This is a genomic window from Sphingomonas oligophenolica (genome assembly GCF_039522915.1).
Taxonomy (GTDB): domain Bacteria; phylum Pseudomonadota; class Alphaproteobacteria; order Sphingomonadales; family Sphingomonadaceae; genus Sphingomonas; species Sphingomonas oligophenolica.
This window is the reverse complement of the sequence record NZ_BAAAEH010000047.1, coordinates 108,533-129,565: the sequence shown is the minus strand read 5'-3', so window position 1 is coordinate 129,565 and position 21,033 is coordinate 108,533. Positions and strand designations below refer to the sequence as shown.

The 21,033-nt window shown below is 62.3% G+C and carries 13 protein-coding genes; 5 read left to right on the top strand and 8 right to left on the bottom strand.

Annotated features, from left to right (window positions below; translation table 11 throughout):
- Positions 1–38: 38 nt before the first annotated feature.
- Positions 39–818: a class I SAM-dependent methyltransferase gene (locus tag ABD050_RS21970; RefSeq protein WP_343891661.1), complete on the bottom strand. Its 780-nt coding sequence runs from the start codon at positions 816–818 to the stop codon at positions 39–41.
- Positions 819–906: 88 nt separating this feature from the next.
- On the opposite strand from ABD050_RS21970, the gene ABD050_RS21965 reads away from it, so the two are divergent.
- The 3 genes from ABD050_RS21965 to ABD050_RS21955 all read left to right on the top strand — a co-directional run bounded on the left by ABD050_RS21965 (position 907) and on the right by ABD050_RS21955 (position 3,719).
- A complete protein-coding gene (locus ABD050_RS21965) occupies positions 907–1,338 on the top strand; it encodes an Rrf2 family transcriptional regulator (protein ID WP_343891660.1) in 432 nt (143 codons plus the stop codon).
- Between the two features lie 120 nt (positions 1,339–1,458).
- A complete protein-coding gene (locus ABD050_RS21960; RefSeq protein ID WP_343891659.1) occupies positions 1,459–2,202 on the top strand; it encodes a 16S rRNA (uracil(1498)-N(3))-methyltransferase in 744 nt (247 codons plus the stop codon).
- A 143-nt stretch (positions 2,203–2,345) separates the two neighbouring features.
- Complete coding sequence (locus tag ABD050_RS21955) at positions 2,346–3,719, top strand: glutamate--cysteine ligase (RefSeq protein ID WP_343891658.1); 1,374 nt, start codon at positions 2,346–2,348, stop codon at positions 3,717–3,719.
- 92 nt (positions 3,720–3,811) lie between these two features.
- Here ABD050_RS21955 and ABD050_RS21950 read toward each other — a convergent pair whose 3' ends face one another.
- The 7 genes from ABD050_RS21950 to ABD050_RS21920 all read right to left on the bottom strand — a co-directional run bounded on the left by ABD050_RS21950 (position 3,812) and on the right by ABD050_RS21920 (position 17,779).
- A complete protein-coding gene (locus tag ABD050_RS21950; protein WP_343891657.1) occupies positions 3,812–5,128 on the bottom strand; it encodes a methyltransferase family protein in 1,317 nt (438 codons plus the stop codon).
- Positions 5,129–5,188: 60 nt separating this feature from the next.
- Positions 5,189–5,932: an SDR family oxidoreductase gene (locus tag ABD050_RS21945; protein ID WP_343891656.1), complete on the bottom strand. Its 744-nt coding sequence runs from the start codon at positions 5,930–5,932 to the stop codon at positions 5,189–5,191.
- Between the two features lie 238 nt (positions 5,933–6,170).
- Complete coding sequence (locus ABD050_RS21940; RefSeq protein WP_343891655.1) at positions 6,171–7,787, bottom strand: DUF5597 domain-containing protein; 1,617 nt, start codon at positions 7,785–7,787, stop codon at positions 6,171–6,173.
- Positions 7,788–7,822: 35 nt separating this feature from the next.
- Positions 7,823–10,324: a glycoside hydrolase family 2 TIM barrel-domain containing protein gene (locus tag ABD050_RS21935; RefSeq protein ID WP_343891654.1), complete on the bottom strand. Its 2,502-nt coding sequence runs from the start codon at positions 10,322–10,324 to the stop codon at positions 7,823–7,825.
- 793 nt (positions 10,325–11,117) lie between these two features.
- Positions 11,118–12,659, bottom strand: coding sequence for a tryptophan halogenase family protein (locus ABD050_RS21930; protein ID WP_343891653.1), 1,542 nt, complete (start codon positions 12,657–12,659; stop codon positions 11,118–11,120).
- 75 nt (positions 12,660–12,734) lie between these two features.
- Entirely contained in the window at positions 12,735–14,300 is a 1,566-nt protein-coding gene (locus tag ABD050_RS21925; protein ID WP_343891652.1) for a tryptophan halogenase family protein, read from the bottom strand.
- A gap of 83 nt (positions 14,301–14,383) precedes the next feature.
- Positions 14,384–17,779 (bottom strand): TonB-dependent receptor, encoded by a 3,396-nt coding sequence (locus ABD050_RS21920; protein ID WP_343891651.1) that lies wholly within the window; start codon positions 17,777–17,779, stop codon positions 14,384–14,386.
- Between the two features lie 910 nt (positions 17,780–18,689).
- Here ABD050_RS21920 and ABD050_RS21915 point away from each other — a divergent pair.
- Both ABD050_RS21915 and ABD050_RS21910 read left to right on the top strand, forming a co-directional pair.
- Positions 18,690–19,847, top strand: coding sequence for a sensor histidine kinase (locus ABD050_RS21915; protein WP_343891650.1), 1,158 nt, complete (start codon positions 18,690–18,692; stop codon positions 19,845–19,847).
- 23 nt (positions 19,848–19,870) lie between these two features.
- On the top strand, positions 19,871–20,644 hold the full coding sequence (locus ABD050_RS21910; RefSeq protein WP_343891649.1) for a LytR/AlgR family response regulator transcription factor: 774 nt from the start codon (positions 19,871–19,873) through the stop codon (positions 20,642–20,644).
- The last annotated feature ends 389 nt before the right edge of the window (positions 20,645–21,033 follow it).

The following is a 21,033-nucleotide window of genomic DNA, read 5'->3' as shown; positions in this document are numbered from 1 at the left end:
TCCAGGCCGGCAGCTTTTCATCCAATCCCCCCAACCGCTCAGCGTTCCGCCACCGCGATCAGCGCCGTCGAGGGGATCGGCAGCATGGGTCGATCGCCTGCCATGCGCCGCACCTCGGCGATTACCATCGCCTTCTCCGCGTCGCTGAGGCTGGTCCAGTCTGGCGACATGCCGAACACTGTATCGGGCGCGTCGAGCGCTGCCACGTCGAGCCGATAATCATGGGTCACGTGCTCGATCACAGGGTCGCGATAGCCCGCCGCGACCAGCGCGCTGGCGAAATCCGACGGATCGCTCAATGCCTGCACTGCCTCGGGCATCGCCATCCCCGCGCGCTCGGGAAACAGCGTCCGCCGAATCTCGCCGAGCAACAGGAAGGTCGCCGCGCCCCGGGCCTGCCAGGTCGCCACGACGCCGTATCCGCCGGGCCGCGTCACCCGCCGCATCTCGGCCAGGCCCTTGCGCCAGTCGGGGAACATGATCACGCCGAAGATCGAGAAGACCGCATCGAAGCCCGCATCGGGCAGGTCGAGCGCCTGCCCGTCCATCACCCGCGCCGCGACATTGGATAGCCCGGCGGCGGCGACGCAGGCGACCATCCCGGGCGAAAAATCAGTCGCCAGCACCTGCGCGCCGGTCCGCGCCGCCGCCAGTGCAAGCGCGCCCGTCCCCGTCGCCACGTCGAGAACCTGGCTCTCGGGGGTCAGCGCGACGCGCGCGAGCGCATCCTCGGCGAAAAGCGCGGTGAAGGGATGCGCGGTCTGCCGGTAATGGCCGGCCGCCTTGTCCCAGTGATCGGGGTTCTCGAATTCTCGCATTCCATCAGCTCCGCGAATAATGTAACTTCATAAGTATCATGATCGTGCGGGCTTGCCAATCGCGCCCGGCGCGCAAAGGATCGGACCGATGCGCAACGACAGCCGCCTTTCCCGGATGCTGCACGTGCTGCTCCATATGGCGCGGCACGACGGGCCGATGACGTCCGAGGCGATCGGCGCGATGCTCGGGACCAATCCGGTCGTCGTCCGCCGCACCATGGCCGGGCTGCGCGACGCGGGCTATGTCCGCTCAGACAAGGGGCATGGCGGCGGCTGGATCATCGCGTGCGATCTCGAGCGCGTGTCGCTGCTCGACGTCCACCGCGCTGTCGGCGGCCCCAGGATCTTCGCGATCGGCAACGAGCATGCCAGTCCGGACTGCGCGGTCGAGCAGGCGGTCAACGCGGCGGTCGGCGATGCCCTGCGCGACGCCGAGGCTTTGCTGGTCGCACGGCTGGGCGCGGTGAGCCTCGCCGAGCTTGGCCGGGGCTTCGACGCGCGCTGTGCCCCGGGGCCCTGAAGCCATCACCTGCGGCATGGCGACGCGAGCGGCCTGGATTGTAACCGCGATTGCCGATGCATCGATTTCACCGACCCCGTGACGGGTACCAAAGCGCTGATTTGATCCCTAAGAAGCCTGATGCCCGCCACCCCTGCCTGGCCCCCGCAATCGACCCCGCGGCTGTTCGTCGAGACTGCGCTCGCCCAGGGCATGCAGCTTCGCGTCGACGGCCCGCAGGCGCATTATCTGGTTGCGGTGATGCGGATGAAGCCGGGGGATCCAGTGAAGCTGTTCGACGGCGAGAGCGGCGAGTGGCTTGGCATCGCCATCGCGGTCAACAAGCGGGACCTGGTGCTCGATGTGACCGAGCTTTTGCGTGAGCGCGAGGCAGTGCCAGATTTGTGGCTGTGCGCAGCGCCGCTGAAAAAGGGGCGGATCGACTGGATGGCCGAGAAAGCCTGCGAGCTCGGCGTTGCGCGATTGGTGCCGGTGCTGACCCGGCGCGCGGTGGTCGACCGGCTCAACCTGGATCGGTTGCGCGCGCATATGATCGAGGCGGCCGAGCAATGCGGGCGGACAGCGGTGCCCGAGCTTGCCGAGACCATGAAACTGCCGGCCCTGCTGCGCGATTGGCCGGCCGGTCGAACCTTGTTCTTCGCTGACGAGACCGGCGGGGAGCCGGCGTTCGAGGCGATGCGGACACACAGAGGCGCCGGCGCGATCCTGATCGGGCCCGAGGGCGGGTTCGATGCCGAGGAGCGGGCGGCTATCCGGGCGGTGCCGGGGGCGGTGGGGATCGGCCTTGGGCCGCGCATCCTGCGCGCCGATACGGCGGCGGCGGCGGCGGTCAGTTTGTGGATGGCGGCTGCCGGGGATTGGTAGAGGGACGCGAGTGAAGTCTGGAGAAAAGCGTGAGGCTCGCTCATCTGACACACCGCCCCTCACCCCAGCCCTCTCCCCCGAAGGGGAGAGGGAGTTAGCAGACCCACTAGCGCCCCACCTTCCCCATCGCTACATGCGCAGCCATGAGCACGAAGACCGTTTCAAAGAGCAACGTAGCGGTCGTCGAGCACCGCGACCAACTCGTCCAGAGCTTCGCCAAGGGCGAGAAACCGATCAGCCGCTGGCGGATCGGGACCGAGCACGAGAAGTTCGTCTATTCCCTCTCCGACCATCACGCGCCGAGCTATGACGAGCCCGGCGGCATCCGCGACCTGCTGATGGCACTCACCGAGTTCGGCTGGAAGCCGGTCGAGGAAGGCGGCAAGGTGATCGCGCTTACCGGCGCCGACGGCGCGATCAGCCTCGAGCCGGCCGGGCAGTTCGAGCTCTCCGGCGCGCCGCTCGACAATCTCCACGAGACCTGTGCCGAGACCGGCCGGCACCTCGAGCAGGTCAAGGCGATCGGCGACCGGTTCGGCATCGGCTTTCTCGGCCTCGGCATGTGGCCCGACAAGACGCGCGCCGAGCTGCCGATCATGCCCAAGGGCCGCTATGCGATCATGCTGCGGCACATGCCGCGGGTCGGGACGATGGGGCTCGACATGATGCTCCGCACCTGCACCATCCAGGTCAATCTCGATTACGAGAGCGAAGCGGACATGGCGAAGAAGTTCCGGGTCGGGCTCGCGCTTCAGCCGTTGGCAACGGCCCTGTTCGCCAATTCGCCGTTCACCGAAGGGCGGCCGAACGGCATGCTCTCCTATCGCAGCCATATCTGGTCGGACACCGATCCGGCGCGGACGGGCATGCTGCCCTTCGTGTTCGAGGACGGCTTCGGCTATGACCGCTACACCGAGTATGCGCTCGATGTGCCGATGTACTTCGTCTACCGCGACGGCCGCTATATCGATGCGGCTGGCTTGAGCTTCCGCGATTTCCTCGAAGGACGGCTGTCGGTGCTTCTGGGCGAGAAGCCGACGCTCGACGACTGGAACGACCATCTCTCGACTGCCTTTCCCGAGGTGCGGCTGAAGACCTTCCTCGAGATGCGCGGCGCCGATGGCGGGCCCTGGGGGCGGATCTGCGCGCTGCCGGCCTTGTGGGTCGGGCTGCTCTATGACGGCACCGCGCTCGACGCGGCCTGGGACGTGGTGAAGCACTGGACGATCGAAGAGCGCCAGGCGCTGCGCGACGCGGTGCCGAAGCTGGCGCTGGATGCGCCGATCCCCGGGGGGGGCAAGCTGCGTGATATCGCGGGCGAGGTGCTCGATATCGCCAATGCCGGACTTACCGCGCGAGGGCGGGTCGATGCGTCGGGAAGCAACGAGACCGGCTTCCTCGACCCGCTGCGCGAGATCGTGCGATCGGGCAAGGTGCCGGCGCAGGTGCTGCTCGAGCGGTACCATGGGGTTTGGGGCGGGGATGTGAGCAAGGTTTACGACGAGCTGCGGTTCTAACTCCTCTCGCTTGGCGAAAGGAAAGCTGGCGGAGCCGGCAAAATGGGGCTCGGTCGGAACGGGACATGGGGCTCCCAACAGGCCGTTTCGACCTAGCCCTCCCCTAGCCCCTCCCCGGAGCGGGAGGGGGATTTTCCCATCACCCAAGCGAAGAACCGCGGCACAAGGCCGTTGCGCTCCATCCACTCGGAATAGTCACGATACGCCGGGTCGAGGCTCAGATGCCGCTCCTCGGTGCGCGCGCGCCAGTAATAGACGCCGCTGACCACCGAGATCAGGAGCGTCGCCCGCACCGCATCGACCCAGGTGCCGGTGGTCAGGACGGGCACGGTCGAGATCCACCAGAACAGGTTCTTCGAGAGATAGGCCGGGTGGCGCGAAAAGGCATAAGGCCCGTGCGTCAGGATGCCGCGGTTGGTGAGGTTCGAGAAGCGGAAGCCGAAGGCGATCGTCGCCGAGGCGTAGATGGCGGTCAGCGCGACCAGCACTCCGCCGACCAGGGCCAGCACCACCGGATGGCCGTCGAACCAGTGAGTCCAGTCAGCGGTGCCGATATTGTAGTCGAGCGGGCCGCCATTGCTCATCAGGATGAAGGGCGGATAGCAGATGAGCGCCGCCATCCAGGCCGCGGCGAACGGGTTGGCGGTGCGGATGTGCGAATCGAGCGGGCGCACCGCGAGGATATAGCCGACGGTCGCGAAGGCGACGTCGATCACGAACATGAAGGTGATCAGCCAGTTGGCGAGCGCGACCGGGTTCTGCAGGACCTGGCTTGTGTCGGCGCGGATGAAATCGCCGAAGCCGGGCGGCACGATCGAGACCATGAACGCCGTGAAGAAGCCCTTCACGCCCCAGCTGCGCAGATGGTTGAAGATCGCCTCGCGATCGACCGGCTCCTTCAGGCCCATCAGCCAGGCGCCGAGCGACCAGCAGCCGTCCTTCGGCGCGACGGCATGGCGATCGAGCAGGAGGATATAGGGGATCGAGGCAATGAACAGCACAGGCGCGGCGAGCTCGAAACACCACATGGCGAAGGAGAAATTGCCCTCCCAGTAGAAGCGCCCGGTGCCGTAGATCAGCGCGATGCCGGCCCAGGTAAGCCACAGGCCGGCAAGCTTGGTCAGGCTGATATCGAGCGTTTCGCGCCAGGGCTTGCGATTCGACCAGTCCATGCCGGTCGAGGGATTGCGGTGGACCTTGTCGACGAGGACAGACCAGAGCACCATGGGGAGGCCGCAGGCAGCGACATTGACCAGCGCCGCATAGGGCCCGTCCATCCCGAACCAGCGGGCGATGCCGACCCAGAGGAGCATGCCGACCAGCCCGGCCAGGCCGGTGCCGGTGCTGACCGCAGACCTGGGACGTGGATCTGCCCTGGCCGCCTGTACGAGAGCGGTGTCGTGATACATGGCGCGCGGTCTAGCGCGGCAATGGTAAGCAAGCCGTGAAGGATATGCCCGCGCTGAGCCTCAGCCGCGCCCGAACAGCGGCATCGCCGTCGCCATGATCGTCATGAAGGGGATGTTCGCGTCGAGCGGCAGGCTCGCCATATGGACGACCGACCGCGCGACATGGGCGACGTCCATGCGCGGCTCGGGGCTGGTGCTGCCATCGGCCTGGAGAACGCCGGTCGCCATCGGCCCGCTCATCTCGGTGGCTGCGTTGCCGATATCGATCTGACCGGCGGCGACATTGCAGGCGCGCCCGTCGAGGATCAGCGATTTGGTGAGGCCGGTGATGGCGTGCTTGGTGGCGGTATAGGGCGCCGACATCGGCCGCGGCAGCATCGCCGAGACCGAGCCGTTGTTGATGATCCGCCCGCCCTGCGGCGTCTGCCGCCGCATCATGCCAAGCGCGGCGCGAGCGCAAAGCATGCTGCCGGTGAGGTTGACGTCGATGATCTGCCAGATCTTTTCGACCGGCATTTCGTCGAGCGGAATCGCCGGTGCGGCGGCCCCGGCATTGTTGAAGAGGAGATCGACCCGCCCGAAGGTTCCGGCGACCCGCGCGAACAGGGCATCGACGGCGGCCGGCTTGGTCACATCGGTCGGCACCGCGAGCATTCTCGCCCCGCCGGCAATTCGGGCGGTTTCCTGGAGCGCCGCTGCGCCGCGCCCGGCCAGCGCGACCGACCAGCCCGCCTCGCGAAGCGCAACCGCTACCGCGCGCCCAATGCCACTGCCGGCGCCCGTGACGATCGCGATACGCGCCATGCGAAACCCCCTCTGAACATCATCAGCCTCGACCGCGCACCCGCAACGCTTGCGCCATCCGCCCTTGCCGGCAATTCGGCGCCGACGCGGCTATAGCATAATGCCGACGCGGGCAGCCCCCAACATGCCGAGCCGCCGCACGGTTTCCCGCCGCTATCCGAAATTGGGCGCTGCCAGTTGAACTGAATGCGGGTGCGACGGCGGAAGCCTTTCCGGTCGGACGCTTCCCTATCGCCGGTCAGGGATAACGGCCCATCGTCACCTTCAGCACCTGCGGCCTGTCGATCAGGTTCAAGCCATAATCGGCCTGATCACCGTTCCAGACACGATCAGTGATCCAGCGGCCATTCTCGAAACGCCCTTCCTCGGCGCGGAGCATCATTGCGTTCGGCGCGGCGCCGGGCGCGGGGTAAACGGAGACGCGAACATGGTCCCCCATGATCAGGAACTCGTTCGCGGAAAGCTGCGCGACGGCGACACCACCAATCGGCTCCTTCGCCCAGGGCGGCGCATCGTCGCCGACAGATTCCCGACGCCTTGAGCCGAATTGCCACTCGCCCCATGACGCGGTGACCATCCAGTCGCCCATCCGCGTCGTCCGCGATGTACCGTCGTCCGGCTTGGCCGCACCCCATGTCGGCTTTTCGAAGGCGATCCGCGCCCAGTCCCGCATCATCGATCCGACGGCGGCATAGGGCAAGGCGAAGGCGTCAAGCGTTTCGGGCGAGAGATCAGGCGAACCCAGCGGATAGTTGAAATAGCCGGTGCCATCCATGCCGAACGGCGAAAAGCCTATCGCTCCCCGCCCCATCGCCGGCCAGAAGAAGCGCGCGAACGCCCGGCTGTTGCCGATCTCCGGCACCATCAGCGCATTGTCCGCGCGCGCATATTTTTCGAGATATTGCTGAACATTGGCGGGATTGCCGTCATAGATGTCGGGCGCCGCGAAATCGATCGCCGGCGCCGCCGCCTTCCAGATGTCGAGCACGTCCTGCTGTGGGCCACCGCTGGCGACGCCCTGCGGGTTCGCCACCTCGGGACCGGCCAGGGCTGCGTTGACGTACAGGGGCAGCGGCTTGACGGCCTTGCCGGCCGCCGCGATCGCGTTGACGTAGGAAGCGAGGTACCATGTGTTGAAGGCGCGGTCGGCCCGGGGCCCGAAAGCCTCAGCCCAGGTGCCGCGCCTGCCGATCCGCTTCGCGAGCCCGGGCGGAATCTCCTTGCCGAACAGCCCATTGGCGAAAGCGGAAAAGTCGCGGGGACTGCCATAGCTGCCCGTCTCGTTTTCGACCTGAACAAGGATCACGGTGTTCTGCGGATCGTGATCGCGTAAATAGGCCATCAGGCGGACAAAGGCGCGCTTGTCCGCCTCGAGCGTTGCCGTGCCATGCGGGCTCAGCACATAATGGTCCTTGCCGTCGCGCGTCTTCATGCGCGGGAAGCGGCGGTTGTCGAGCTTGATCCAATCGGGCGTGTATGCGGGGCCCGTATTCTTCCACGTGCCGAACCACAGCAGCACGACCCGCTTGTCGTGCGCGCGTGCCTCGTCGAGCAGTGTCTGGAGGAACGAGAAGTCGAACCTTCCCTCTTGCGGCTCGACCTGCTGCCAGGCGATCGGCACTTCGATCGTGTTGGCATGGATGCGGTCGAGCACCGGCCATGCAGTCGCCAGGGGCGCCGCATAGTTGCTCGAATTGTTGACCTGGCCGGCGAGCATGACGAACGGCGCGCCGTCGACGATCAGCGCGTGCCGCCCGTTCCCGCTTTCGAGGTGGGGCAACGGCGTGGCCGGCTGGGCGAGTGCTGCAGCGCTCGACGTGAGCAGGCACGGGATCAGGATCAGATTTCGGATCATTGTTTCTCTCTCTTGTCTCGCAAGCGTCAAGGCAGTCAGCGGCCGGCACCGAGCCGCAGGCGGGCTATGGGCAGGCCATCGGCTTCGACCTCGACCATGACAGGGCCAGCCCGAGTGCCCGCGCGGACGGCAGCGACGACGCGCCCGTGGAAGCTCCTGCGCACGTCCGACTGGAAGCTCGAGGCGTCTTGCGGGTTGCCGTTGCCGATGCCCGCCAGCGTCGCGGCGCCGAGGACACGCACGGTAACGCGGCGGTCTCCGCTTTGCGCGTAGACGGGCGTTCCGGCGGCATCGACCAGCTCGACGGTCACATAAGCGAGATCCTCGCCATTGGCGGTCAGACGGTCGCGGTCGGCGGTCACGCGCGCCTTGGCCGGGGCCCCGGCGGTGCGGAGTTCCCAGCGCGCTGCCTCGCGGCCATTGCGATAGCCGATGGCGGTCAGCCTGCCGGGCGCATAGGGCGCCCTGAACAGCCCTTTGTATTCGCTCTCCACGCCCACCCGCTTGCGTCCGAGGCTGACCCCGTTGAGGAACAGTTCAACCTCCGGAAGCTCGGAATAGACCACGACCTCGAGGGGCTTTCCTTCCTGGCCCGGCCATGTCCAGCTCGGATGGACGTCGTCGAGCGACCAGTCGAGATGGGGCGGCGTGATCGGGAAAAGGTGCCGGTCCGGAAGATCCTCGGTTCCTTCAGGCTGACGGACAAAGGCCGAGATCGGATCAATCCCCGTCTTCCACAGAACCTCGCGATAATAGGCGGCCGGCCGCTTGCGGCCGATCGCGTCGATCTCGCCGCAATAAGCGAGATGCCAGGGGAAGGGAGCGAGCTTCTGCCAGTCCTGGCTATAGCCCATCCAGCCGATGCCGGACTCGCCGAGATAATCGACCGCAGTCCACACGAAATCACCGATCACCCATGGCATGGTCTCGACCGGGCGCCAGTATTCAAAGGCGTCCTTCGAGGTCGATTCCGAGGTGAACATGACGCGGTTCGGGAATTTCAGATGGTCGCTGGCGAACAAATGGGGCCGATAATTATATCCGGCGACATCGAGCGCTGCGAACTGCAGGTCGCTGCCGGGTGGATCGATGCTGACCGCCTCGGTCACCGGCCGGGTCGGGTCGAGCGCGCGCACCCGCTCGGCCAGTTTTTCCGCTGTTTCGACTCCGAGTGGCGAGCCTTGTTCCGGAATCTCATTGCCGATGCTCCACAAGATCACGCTCGGGTGGTTGCGCCCGCTGATCACCATGCCGGCGATGTCCTGCGGCCAATCGCTCGCGAAGAAACGGGAATAATCCTCGGGACGCTTGCTCTTGTTCCAGCTGTCGAACGCCTCGTCGATCACCAGCATGCCGAGCTTGTCGGCGGCGTCGAGTGTGGCCTGGCTTGCCGGATTATGGGCGCTGCGGATGGCGTTGTAGCCGGCCGCCTTCATCAGCGCGGCCTTGCGCGCGTCGGCGTCGGGGGCGCCCGCTGCGCCGATCATGTAATTGTCATGATGGATGTTGCCGCCGCGCAGGACCACGCGTTGGCCGTTGATACGCAGGCCGTTCCGCGCATCCACCGTGATGGTGCGGATGCCGAAGCGGGTTCGGCGCGTGTCGGTAGCGACACCATTGACCCGCGTTTCCTGCACCAGCGTGTAGAGATTGGGCGAATCCGGCGACCACAGGGCCGGACGCGGTATCGCGAGCGACTGGCTCCATTCGACGCTCGTCCGGGCGGCGAGGGTTCGACGCTGGTTGGTCTGCGCCACGACCTTGCCATCGGCCGCGATGACCTTTGACACCAGGTCGACTGGTTGCGCCCGCGCCGCACAGTTGCTGGCGGACGCCCGGATCGCAACCTTGCCCATGCCCGGCGTCGCCTGGGGCGTGGTCACGAAGACCGTGTCCGGCTCGATGTGCACGCAGTCGAGGATCTGGAGCGTGACCGGCCGGATGATGCCCGATCCCGCATACCAGCGCGACGACGGATCCGCGTGGTTGACGCGTATGGCGATCACATTGTCGCCCGACTGCAGCTTGCCGGTGAGGTCGACAGTGAAGGCGGTATAGCCATAATGATGCGCGGCGAGCTGGCGGCCGTTCAGCCAGATCGTGGCATCCATATGGATGGCTTCGAATTTGAGCCTGACGATCTTTCGCGTCGCGGACGCGCCGAGCTTCAGATGGCGGCGATACCAGCCGATACCGCCCGGCAAATAGCCGGAATCCTGCCCGGCGATCGCCTGCCGATCGAACGGACCGGTGCCGTCGGGCCTGTCCATGATCGACCAGTCATGCGGTACCGCCACTGGCTTCCAGCCGCGATCGTCGAGCGCCGGCGCTTCGGCACCCCCGACATCGCCCCGGCTGAAAAGCCAGCCTTGCGACAGGCGCTGCTCTTCCGCCGCCGCGGGCATCGCAGCCGCGAGGAAAGCGGTCAGCGCGAACGCGATCCGTGCCGATTTGAGGTGACCGAGCATCGCCTTCATCCCGCGCATGCCTGCCACCGGCAGAGATTTGCGGAGATCCGTCCTTGAATCGAGCGTCATGCGATCCTCAACCTGCCTTATATCTTCGTTGCAAACGGCGCGCGCATCCGGCCGCGCCTTCGGCAGCATGGGCCGAAGACTCCGGATGAATGAGAACCCCGCTTGACGGCCGGATGCGCGCGAAAGAGCCACATGCTCCGGCAATTAGGACGCTACCATATCGGACGATTTCGCCAGAGCAATCGCTGCCCGCACCTGCGCACGGGAATTGTTGCAAGCAGGGAAATAGCGACACGGGGCGGCCTTTTGAGGGTGTGACGAACTGGCAGGGCGGCGAACCTCAAATCCGATTCCTTCGTTCAATAATCATTGGCACAGGAACCACCGTTGACCGCGGGCCCGCTCGCGCGTTGTCGCGGCGATGGAATTCCCTGTTATTTGCGCGGAACAGGGAATTTTATATTTTTTTCCGCACCGTTTCCACTCGGGTTTCAATATTAGCAATTCTTTACAATAGCTTATAGAATCCATCATTGGCTCGCTCAGCCCGGAACAGGGAATTAACAGGGAAAATCCGCCGCGCAGGCATCGTCCGCAGCGCCACGCGCGGCATTTCAGGAACCAGACGATAGGAAAGAGCAGCTCGGGCTTCTGAGACGTCCCGTGCCCATCCTCTGACCGATCCATCGACATGGTTGAATCACGGCACGCCAGGAGCAGACGGTGTGATGGTTCGATTTAGGCTCGGCGCTCCTGGTCACGCCGCGCCGACGGTTTTCGCCGCGCAGTGCTGCGCGATGAAGTTGCCATTGTCTTTCTCAGTCACATCGCGCCGACACAATTTAGGCGGTGTCTACTGCCGCACGAAGCCGCTTTTCCGGACCTGTTCGATCAGAGCCCGATGCGTGGGCAAGGACGATAGCGCATTGTCGCCTTGACGCCGGATTTCGACGAACCGGGCCCTGGCTTCGTCATAGTAGCGGAACGCTCCCGCCTGAGCGGTCAAGTCCGTCTTGTAGCCGAGACCATAAAGAACATATTGCCAATTCGCGTCGGTGAATATGTCATGATTTGGATCCATGTCGAGGAATGAAGGCGGACGAAACCGCCAGCGCTCGAGCCGTTCCTTTAGACCGTCGCTGATCGACGCGGGCCTGACGTTATCGCGCCAGAAATCACTGTCCTCACGCCGGGTCAGGCAGTAATGCAGCTTGATGAAATCCGCTACATTTTCATAGCGCCTGGCCATGAACGGGTTGAATTGTTTGGCGCAAACTTCGTAATCGCCGTTCCAGGGGAAAAGGTTGGAGACCAGCAGAGCTGCGATCTCGACAAATCCTATGCCTGTCGCCTCCAAAGGCTCGATGAAGCCGGCCGAAAGCCCGATGGCGACGCAGTTATTCTTCCATTGGATCTGGCGGTAGCCCGGTTCGAAATTCAGCACCCGGGATTCAACCGATGCCGCGGCAAACCCGACATAGTCGCGTAGCACCTGCTCGGCACGGGCATCGGAAATATGGTCCGTCGAATAGACATAGCCGACGCCGCGCCGGCTGCTCAGCCCGATGTCCCATGTCCAGCCGGCCCCCTGGGCGGTGGAGATCGTCTGGGACTCGATCGGCGCGTCCGGCCGGTCGTAGGGAACCTGCAGCGCCACGGCGCGATTCACGAACAGTTGGTCACGAAGGGACCGAAAATCCACCCTCAGGGCCTTGCCGATCAGTTCCGCGCGAAAGCCTGTGCAGTCGATATAGAGGTCTGCCTCGAGGTCACCATGGGCTCGGGTGGTCAGGCTCTGGATATGGCCGTCCTCGCGCACGGTGACCTGCTGGACCAGATCCTCGATCCGTTTGACACCCAGCGCGAGCGCGCGGCGACGCAGCAGCGCGGCCAGCTCCACCGCGTCGAAATGGTAGGCGTAGGTCAGCGGCCCATTGTGTCCAGCATGGCCGATCTGCTTCGGCGCATGCCTTGCGTCGATAACCCGCGGCTGCACGGTGCTGGCGCTTGCCCAACTGGCGTCACCGGCCACGCCGAGCAGCCGATAGGGCAAAAGATCGAAATCGGCGTGCTGGGCGGAAATCTGAAAGGGATGGACATAGTAATCCTTGCCCTGATTATCCGCGACGCCACGCCAGTCGACGAAACGAATTCCCTGCTTGAAGGTCGCGCTGGCTTCGCGGACCAGGCTGTCTTCATCGAGCTCTATACGGCTGAAGGTATTTCTGATGCTGGGAAACGTCCCTTCGCCAACGCCGATGATGCCGATCTCGGGGGACTCCACCAGGGTGATGTCCAAGCCGCCAGACAGCCCGTGAGACAGCATCCTCGCCAGATAGGCGGCTGTCGTCCATCCTGCCGTGCCGCCTCCGACGATGATGACTTTCTTCTGCACGGTCAGCGCGCTCCAGGCCGATCAGGGGCAAGCATCGGAACGCTCCCGTTCTCAGTCACATCGCGGTGACGCAACTCAGTCGGCCGGTGCCGTTCGGGGAGCCTTGCAGTGCTGATCGATGAAATCCTGATGCGAAGGGACCGCCTGCGCCGAACGCACGATCTCTTCACGGCGCAATTCCATGCCGTTGCGGATCTGCTCCAGCGGATAGAGATCAGCCGATATGTTGTAGCGCGCTGGAACGACATCGTTGCCCAGCAGGATGGCGAGCCAACTCGGCTCCATATAGGATTCGCAATCGCCCAGCGCGATTTGTCCACTGGCTTTCCAAACCTCAAGTTTGTGCCGAAGGCTGTCGGGTATCTCCATGTCGCGGCATGCAGCCCATAATGGCTCAGGACGGCGCGACAGGTAATAATGCGCAATGATGAAGTCGCGGATGCGCTCGATCTCGCAGGTGGAGGTCCGATTATATTCGTCGCGCAGAACTGGGTTGATGGTCCGTTCTGGGAAATATTTAAGCAGCTTAAAGACCCCCATGACGATCAGCTGTATTCCGGTTGACTCCAGAGGTTCGAGAAAGTTGGAGGAAAAACCGATACCGACACAATTGCGATTCCAGAACTGCTTGCGATGACCAGAGGTAAAGCGGAACAGCCGCGGCTCGGCGAGCGGTTCGCCCTCGATACTATTCACCAAGGTGTCGCGCGCCGCATCGTCGCTCCACAAATCCGAATTATAAACCATGCCATTGCCGCTGCGATGCTGCAGCGGGATGGTCCATCGCCAGCCCCCGGCGTGCGCGGTGGACCGGGTGAACGGCGTTGGCGCGCCGGCACGTTTTGCCGGCACTGCGATGGCGCTGTTGCATAGCAACCAGCGCGACCAGTCGACAAAAGGCGTTTCCAACCCCTTTCCCAGCAATACGGACGCAAAGCCGGAGCAATCCACGAAGAAATCCCCGGGAACCTTAAGGTCATTGGCGAGATGGATGGCGGTAATGTTGCCGGACTCACCATCCAGATCGAAGTGCGTCATCTTGCCTTCGATACGCTGCACGCCCAGCTCGATCGCCACACCCCGCAGATAGCGGGCGTAAAGTCCGGCATCAAAATGATAGGCATGGTGATAGCGCGAATTCGGCGCGTCGCTCGGCGCGAAATTATTGTTTTTCGCGACGGCATAGGCGAACGAATAATCATCGATCGGGCGAACTTCGCCCGATTGTCGCATTCTCAACCAATAATGATGGGTCGATATCCCTTCAACCGGGTGGCCATAGTCGCTGAAGGCATGGAAATGCCGGTTTCCGGCAACGCCCCAATCGCAGAATTCAATGCCCAGCTTGAACGTACCCTGGGTGCTGCGAACAAAGTCGAATTCATCGATGCCGAGCATGGCGTTGCATTGCGCCAATATCGGGATCGTCGCCTCCCCGACGCCGATGATGCCGATCTCCTCCGATTCGACCAGAGTGATGCGCGTTTTTTGGCGGTCCGTCTTCTTGGCCAGCAACGCGGCCGCTATCCACCCCGCCGCGCCACCACCCAGAATGACGATATCCTGTTGATAACCGCTATTCATTAACGTGCCTCGCAATGAACATAGCTGGCGCTGCACCCGCGACATGCGGCCGGACATGAACCGGCCGCAATAGTTTACATACCAATATCCGAAAAGGAGAAGGGCGCTTCTCGATGAAGCGCCCTTCCTCATTCAGACCGTCAGAAGCGCATCCGCATGGTGAGCTCGAAGCGCCGATCGCTGACGTTATAGTCATACGGCTCAAACACGCCAGGCACTGGCTCCTGAAGGGTTCGCGAAATCGTGTTGAGAAGGTTGTTCGCGTTGAACGAGACGGAAACCCTCTCGCTCACCTTGTAGTCGAAACCCAAATCCAGGTAACCAGCCGCCGCCATGTAAGCCGGAACCATGTTGTACACGGGCCAGGAATGGGCCGAGTCAAAGTTGGTCGGGCTGGTGTTGAGCGTGTAAGGGTTGCCGCCGCTCGTCGCATAGGAGAGCGGATTGACGTTGGTCGACAGCAACGCCTTGTCGCGCCAGTTGTACGCCAGACGGAAATTGACCTTGCCGCGGCTGTACAGCAACTGGACGTTATAGGCCCATTTCGACAATCCCGCATAGGGAAGGTTCGGGTAGGTCTGCGGCACCGTGCCGTCCGGATTGAGGCCCGGCAACTGGCCGCCGGCCGGGGGCGGGGTCAACACGTTGTTGGCCTGCTGGGCAGGGTTCTTGCTGTCGATATAGGTCAGGTTGGCGTCGATGCCGAGCCCGCGAAGCACTCCTGGCAACTTGTCGAAGAACTTGCGGCCACCGATCTCAAAGCCCTTGATGCGGGCGGTTTCCGTCGACGACTTGTTCTGCAGATAGAGCCATGGAAGATTCAGGGTTACATCCGTGATGTCCGGATTCGAAGTCGTCGTCCCCGCGGGCGGTGGGGTTGCACCATTGGCGTAGGCCTTCAACGGCGTGGGAAGAATGCCCTTGATGAACGAATAGAACAGCGGCTCATTCTTGATCTGCTTGGCGAACAGATCGAGATAGAAGAAGCTGGACGAGGACGGATAATATTCAAAACTCACGTCTTCGCTGGTGATCATGGTCGGCTTCAGGTCAGCGCCGCCGCCGTTGACAACGACACCCGTGAGAATCTGGTTAGCGTTGCTATTGAGGGGGTTAGCGACAGACCTGGTGCCGATCGAGCCGCCCGGGCGGATATCATTGAGATTGGGCGGAGCAGACGAAAGCGACGCCGCGCCACGAATCTTGAACTTGTCGGACGCGTCGAACTTAATGTTGAACGAAGGTAGAACGCGCGTATATTGATAGTCGCGGCTCTGCGAGAAGTAAGCTTGAGTAAACCCGTAGAGCGTCGGGTACACCGCCGGCGCATTCGGCAGGTTATTCTGCTTCAGATAGTATGCATAACTGTCCTCTGCGGTCAGAGCGAGGTTCGAAGCGTTTGGTGTCGACTCCAGAGCTTCCGCCTGCAGAGAATCGTGGAATACACGAACGCCGATATTGCCCGAAAACGCCGGAATGAATCCGATGCGATCATGCGCGAACCTGGTCTCGACATAGGCAGCCCAGTTGGTGATGCGGCTATCGGTCTTGTTCAGGCCCTGATCGATATTAGCCGCCCAATACTGAGCCGGGGTCCCGTTGGGGATCTGCCCGTTATAGGTCTTGAGCAAATGGTACCAGTCGTAGCTCTCCATGAGATGTTGGCTGGGGACGAAAAGCTGGGCCGGCACAGCCACCTGGCCGCCGAAGAAATTCGAGAAGGTAGAAACTTGATAATCCGCCGGCCAGACATTGGGGTTGTTGAGATATTGGATATTCCCCGGCCCCGCCGCGGCCCATTCCGGCCCCGACGGTTTCCCCAGCCACGACTGACTCAGGGGTGCCCAGTACGTCCCGACGAAATTGTCCTTCTCGGTGCGCTTGGCGGCACGAGCGCCAACAGCGATGCTGCGCAGGAATCCGCCGTCGCTGACTCTATATTCAAGGTCGATATGACCGGCCAGCATCGTCCCCTTATTTTTGGGTTCATGATAGCCAAAATAGGCCAGGTACGACGTACTCTTATCGAGCAAGCCGGCAGTGGGTATGCCAGACACTGCCGGCAGCGACCCAGTCAGGTCGACATCCATCGAACTGACCAGCGGGCTGTTCTGAACGAGGCCGGCAGACATGGACTGCCCGGTCGAACTGGAACTGACATATTGCACACCGCCGCGTAGCGACACCCGGTCCCCGGGGGTCCAGACGAAGCTCTGCGAAATATCCAGCGTGGAATTCTTGCTGTGCGATATCGACGACCCGCCGCTGGGGTTCAGCGCGGAGTTCGGAGGGGTGCATGTCTGCGGACCCGAAAACGACCAGTCCCACTGAATCGACGACACCGGACCGCCATAGGTGGCGCCACAATCGATCTCAGCCGAGAGGGGGAACCAGCCGGTGCTATCATGAAGACCGACGGAGGTATTCGAATACAGCACCGCATTGCCGGTAGATCCGATTGTGAGCGTCCCCTTCTGGAAGCCGCCATTGGGATCATATACGACCGGAGTCCCGACCTTGGGCATAACCTCACCAATCGCGGATGGGTTAGCCCCCAGGGAGCCGCTGGTTCCCTGGCTATTCTCGCGATATTGCGAGTAGAATATGGTGTTGGTCAGCGTCAGGTTCGAAGCCGGCTTCCACTGAATGGCCTGATAGGCACCGTACCTGTCGCGCTTGTTCTGGTTTGTGCTCCAGTTGAACGAGCTGGGAACAAAGGCCAGATGATCGGCCCGCTTGGCGGTCGGCACATATTGGGCGAACATGGCGCCCACCGCCAGGTCGCTGCTCTGCTGATACAGACGGCTGAAGGCAAAATCCCACAACACACCAATTTCGCCGATGCCGGTATCGAAACGCTTGGAGAACATGGCAGAAATGCGGGGCGAAGCCTTTTTCGCCATGGTGCCGTAGCTGCCGCCCGCAGTGACGTTGAACTGGGTATCGTGGAAATCGAAGGGCAGATGCGTGCGAAGATCGATCGAGGACGCGCCCCCTTCGATGATGTCGGCGCGGGTCGCTTTGTAAACATCGACCCCGGCCATCAGCTCGGGCGTGACTTCGTTCCAGCTGATGGCGCTGGCGCCATTGGCGCTGAACAACTGCTGCCCGTTGAGCATGCTCGAATTGAAGGGAAGACCGCGCACGGTAATGCCCGTACCTTCGATCTGGAACGCGGTGTTGCCGCCGTTACCCTGAACGAAACGCGAGATCGACACACCCGGCACGCGCTGAAGAACTTCGGTGATCGAATTGTCCGGCAGTTTGCCTGCCTCGTCGGCGGTCACCGAGTCGACGATCGTGTCCGAGTTCTTCTTGATGGAAATGGCATCCGCCAGCGCCTTGCGCCGGGCGGTGACGATGATGTCGGTCGCGACGTCGTCGCTCTTGTTTTTCGCCTTGGCGGGCTTGTCAGCTGTGGCATCGTCGGAGCTCGTCGCTCCGGCATCCTGCGCCCATGCCGGCGTCGCCATGCTCAGGCTTGCAAGGATGAGCGCTGAAGCACTGGCACCCAACATCAAATCGCGAGTCTTCATTTATACCCCTCCCATTTATTATCTTCATCGGACAAGCGGCGACGGACTGGCCTGCCTGAATTTGATTTCGGCGGGCCCGCTGGCTCGGTCGCGATCGCCCGTCGATATCAACTGCGGCGATCTGCCATCCCCGCCGGGTCGCGACACACGCGATGGAGCGCGGGCGACCGCCCCTTGCGTCTCACCCGTGGACGACCACGGAGCCGATCGTGCCATCGTTGTCATTTTGCGTGAAATGGCTTGCTGACTATCGAGACGGACTGACGCGAGCCGACTCCGAAATCACTTCCCGCAATAGATCAACGCCTGCGCCAAGCATGTCATGACCAATAACCATGGCAAACCCTCCATTTCAAAGCAAAAGGAGGGCATTTGCCGTCGCCGGCACGATCTCTCCCTGAAGTCTATTTTCTCACCGACTCAAAATCGCCGGGGCTACTTCAACGGTAGATCTTGTTAATCACACAAATGAAAGATCACGTCCACGGAATGCATGTGTTGAGCTCGCGAAAACCATCAAAAAGCGGAGGTAATATTGTTAGGAAAATCCGCGCTGCGAATTGGGAATCCGGAAAAGCCAAGCAGGAGTCCGTTTCGGAACATTTTTGACAAATGCCAGCCTGCCAGGCTTGGCCGAACCCGCTGCTTGACCATAACTAGGGTGGAGAAGCCGCCCATGGGGTAGGCTGGCCCCGAGTCGCCCCCCGAGCTCCCGCTTGTTGTCCCGGGGGTAGCCAGCCGATCCTTCTGTTCAGGAAGCGGGAATTGCAGGAGAGGCCATGACCCTCGTCCGTCGTTCGACTGTGGCAACCGTCGGCTCGGGCCTTGCCCATAGTCTCGGGACGCGAGCGCTCCTGATCGGAAGGAGCAAGCGTTCTAGCCGGGAATCGGATATAGACGGCAGCCGGCCATGAGTTCCGATTCCATGATTTTTGCGGGCGATACACGCGCGCGCGCCGAGGTCACCGATGCAAGCGACCATTCTGGGCGCGGGCGCGTGTGGTTCGCCCGATTCCGATCGGCGGTTCTCACCTTCCTGGCCTGGACCTGCCTCGGCGTATTCCTGGCAGTGCCGGACACGCTCATGGGCTTCCATTGGCCGGTCTTCATGGCGAAGATCGTGGATGCCTGGGCATGGGCTTTGCTGACTCCCGCCCTTTTTCTGATTGACCGCAAGCTCGCTTCAATCGAGCAGAACATCGTTCGCCTGGCGCTCCTGTTCCTCCTTCTGAGCATCCCCTTCAGCCTCGCCCACACCTATCTTTCCGGGTTGCTGCTTTATGCGATCCCAGATGTATGGTGGAATCCGCTGCTCAGGCCTGATTTTACCATCTATTTCTTCCTCGGAAGCTGGCAGACATATTCAGCGCTGGTCGGGGGGGTCTACGCGTTCAAATACTACCACCGATTCCTGACCAGCCGGCTTCAGCTCGAGCGCGTGGAAAAAAGGCTCCTTGAGTCCCGGCTCAACGCGCTGCGCCTCCAGCTGGAACCACATTTCCTGTTCAACGCACTCAACACAATTTCATCAGAAGTTGCCACCAACCCCAATTTGGCTCGGGATATGATCGGCGATCTGGGCGCCTTGCTTCGGCAGTCGCTCGACTGCAAGGACAGCGCCGAAATAACGCTGGTGCGGGAGCTGTCGCTTCTCGAACATTATCTTTCCATTCAACGTGTTCGCTTCGGGGACAGGATCGAGATCGCGATCGAGGTCGAACCTGAGACGCTTTCGATTATGGTGCCTTCCATGTTGCTCCAGCCACTGGTGGAAAATGCTATCCGCCATGGAATCGAAGGGCGGTTGTCGGGTGGCAAGGTCCTCATTTCTGCGTGGCGGGACGGAAACGAATTGCAGATCCGTGTGCTTGACGACGGTGTCGGTCTGCCGCCCAATTGGCGAATGGAGGCTTCAACCGGACTTGGAGTGCGTGTCGCGCGCGAACGCCTGGCGGCGCTCTATCCCGATCGGGGCGAGCGTGGCTTCGCGATCCGTCGCCGCAACGGCGGAGGCACGGAAGTGGCAATAAGCGTACCGGTGTCCAGGACCGGAAGTGATGGAGCATGAGAGCGTCGTCTGAATCGATCCGGGTGCTGGTGGTCGATGACGAGGCTCCAGCTCGCAAGCGCCTGCTGGATCTGCTCGCCAAGGACCGCGATGTCGGCCGGATCCTCGAAGCGAAAAACGGCGTCGATGCAGTTGCGCTGATCCAGGATGCGCATCCGGACGTCGTGTTCCTCGACGTGCAGATGCCGGGCGTGGACGGCTTTGGCGTCATCGATGCCCTGGGCGCGGAAAATATGCCTTTGACGGTGTTCGTCACCGCTTATGACCAGTTCGCGCTCCAGGCATTCGAGGCAGAGGCGGTCGACTATCTGCTCAAGCCGTTCGGCGACTCGCGTTACGAAAAGACGATGGAGCGAGTCAAAAAGCGACTGAACGAGATCCGTGCCGACAGTGCGAGCGACGTTAATTCTTTCGGCCCCGAACTGCTCAAGCTCGCTGCGCGTCGTGCCAAGCCCGGCGAAATCTGGAACTGGATCGTCGTCAAGAAAAAGGACGCTACCCATCTCGTGATGACGCAGGACATCGACTGGATCGAAGCGGCCGGCGTGTATGTTACGCTGCATGTGGGGGGTGAGGAACTCCTGTACCGTGCCGGACTGGCCACCGTGGCGAGCCGGCTCGACCCGTTCGGGTTCGTCCGCATCCATCGCTCCAGCGTCGTGAACCTCAAGTCAATCGCGTTCCTCGAGCGTCGTTCCCACGGCGAGTTCGAGGTCGCGCTGAAAGACGGCACGCGCCTTATGCTCAGCAGGAGCTATCGGGAAGAAGTCGAAACGATGCTGGGGCAGTCGCTTTAAGACCAGCGGATTTTCCGCTGCGTCGGAACCGATGCCGGCCGAGAGAGCGGCCCGAAAATCGCGATTCGCCGTGAGTCCGTCGACACGCATACCGGCTCGCCGCCGCCCCAACCGTCTCACAGTCCCATTTCCCGGTCCGGAACAATTTTTACACACCCGCAATCACGTCGCTATAGTAGCCGAACAACAAGCAGCCATACTGACCACAGGTCAAAGATTACATCAAATTACACCTAACGAATCATGATAAACGTCACTTCCAATATTCTCCAATATACTGTCAAAATACAGTGATTTTGTTAGTATATCCAGAGCCAGTGGCGTAATTTCAATTAAATCATGCTGAAGCCGACCTTATGGGCGCAGATATTACCAGTTCCGACGAGCCC

Bases quoted from the DNA above. Each gene is read 5' to 3' on its own strand.
- ABD050_RS21970 (WP_343891661.1), bottom strand. From the start codon at position 818: ATGCGAGAATTCGAGAACCCCGATCACTGGGACAAGGCGGCCGGCCAT.
- ABD050_RS21965 (WP_343891660.1), top strand. From the start codon at position 907: ATGCGCAACGACAGCCGCCTTTCCCGGATGCTGCACGTGCTGCTCCAT.
- ABD050_RS21960 (WP_343891659.1), top strand. From the start codon at position 1,459: ATGCCCGCCACCCCTGCCTGGCCCCCGCAATCGACCCCGCGGCTGTTC.
- ABD050_RS21955 (WP_343891658.1), top strand. From the start codon at position 2,346: ATGAGCACGAAGACCGTTTCAAAGAGCAACGTAGCGGTCGTCGAGCAC.
- ABD050_RS21950 (WP_343891657.1), bottom strand. From the start codon at position 5,128: ATGTATCACGACACCGCTCTCGTACAGGCGGCCAGGGCAGATCCACGT.
- ABD050_RS21945 (WP_343891656.1), bottom strand. From the start codon at position 5,932: ATGGCGCGTATCGCGATCGTCACGGGCGCCGGCAGTGGCATTGGGCGC.
- ABD050_RS21940 (WP_343891655.1), bottom strand. From the start codon at position 7,787: ATGATCCGAAATCTGATCCTGATCCCGTGCCTGCTCACGTCGAGCGCT.
- ABD050_RS21935 (WP_343891654.1), bottom strand. From the start codon at position 10,324: ATGACGCTCGATTCAAGGACGGATCTCCGCAAATCTCTGCCGGTGGCA.
- ABD050_RS21925 (WP_343891652.1), bottom strand. From the start codon at position 14,300: ATGTCCGGCCGCATGTCGCGGGTGCAGCGCCAGCTATGTTCATTGCGA.
- ABD050_RS21920 (WP_343891651.1), bottom strand. From the start codon at position 17,779: ATGAAGACTCGCGATTTGATGTTGGGTGCCAGTGCTTCAGCGCTCATC.
- ABD050_RS21915 (WP_343891650.1), top strand. From the start codon at position 18,690: ATGAGTTCCGATTCCATGATTTTTGCGGGCGATACACGCGCGCGCGCC.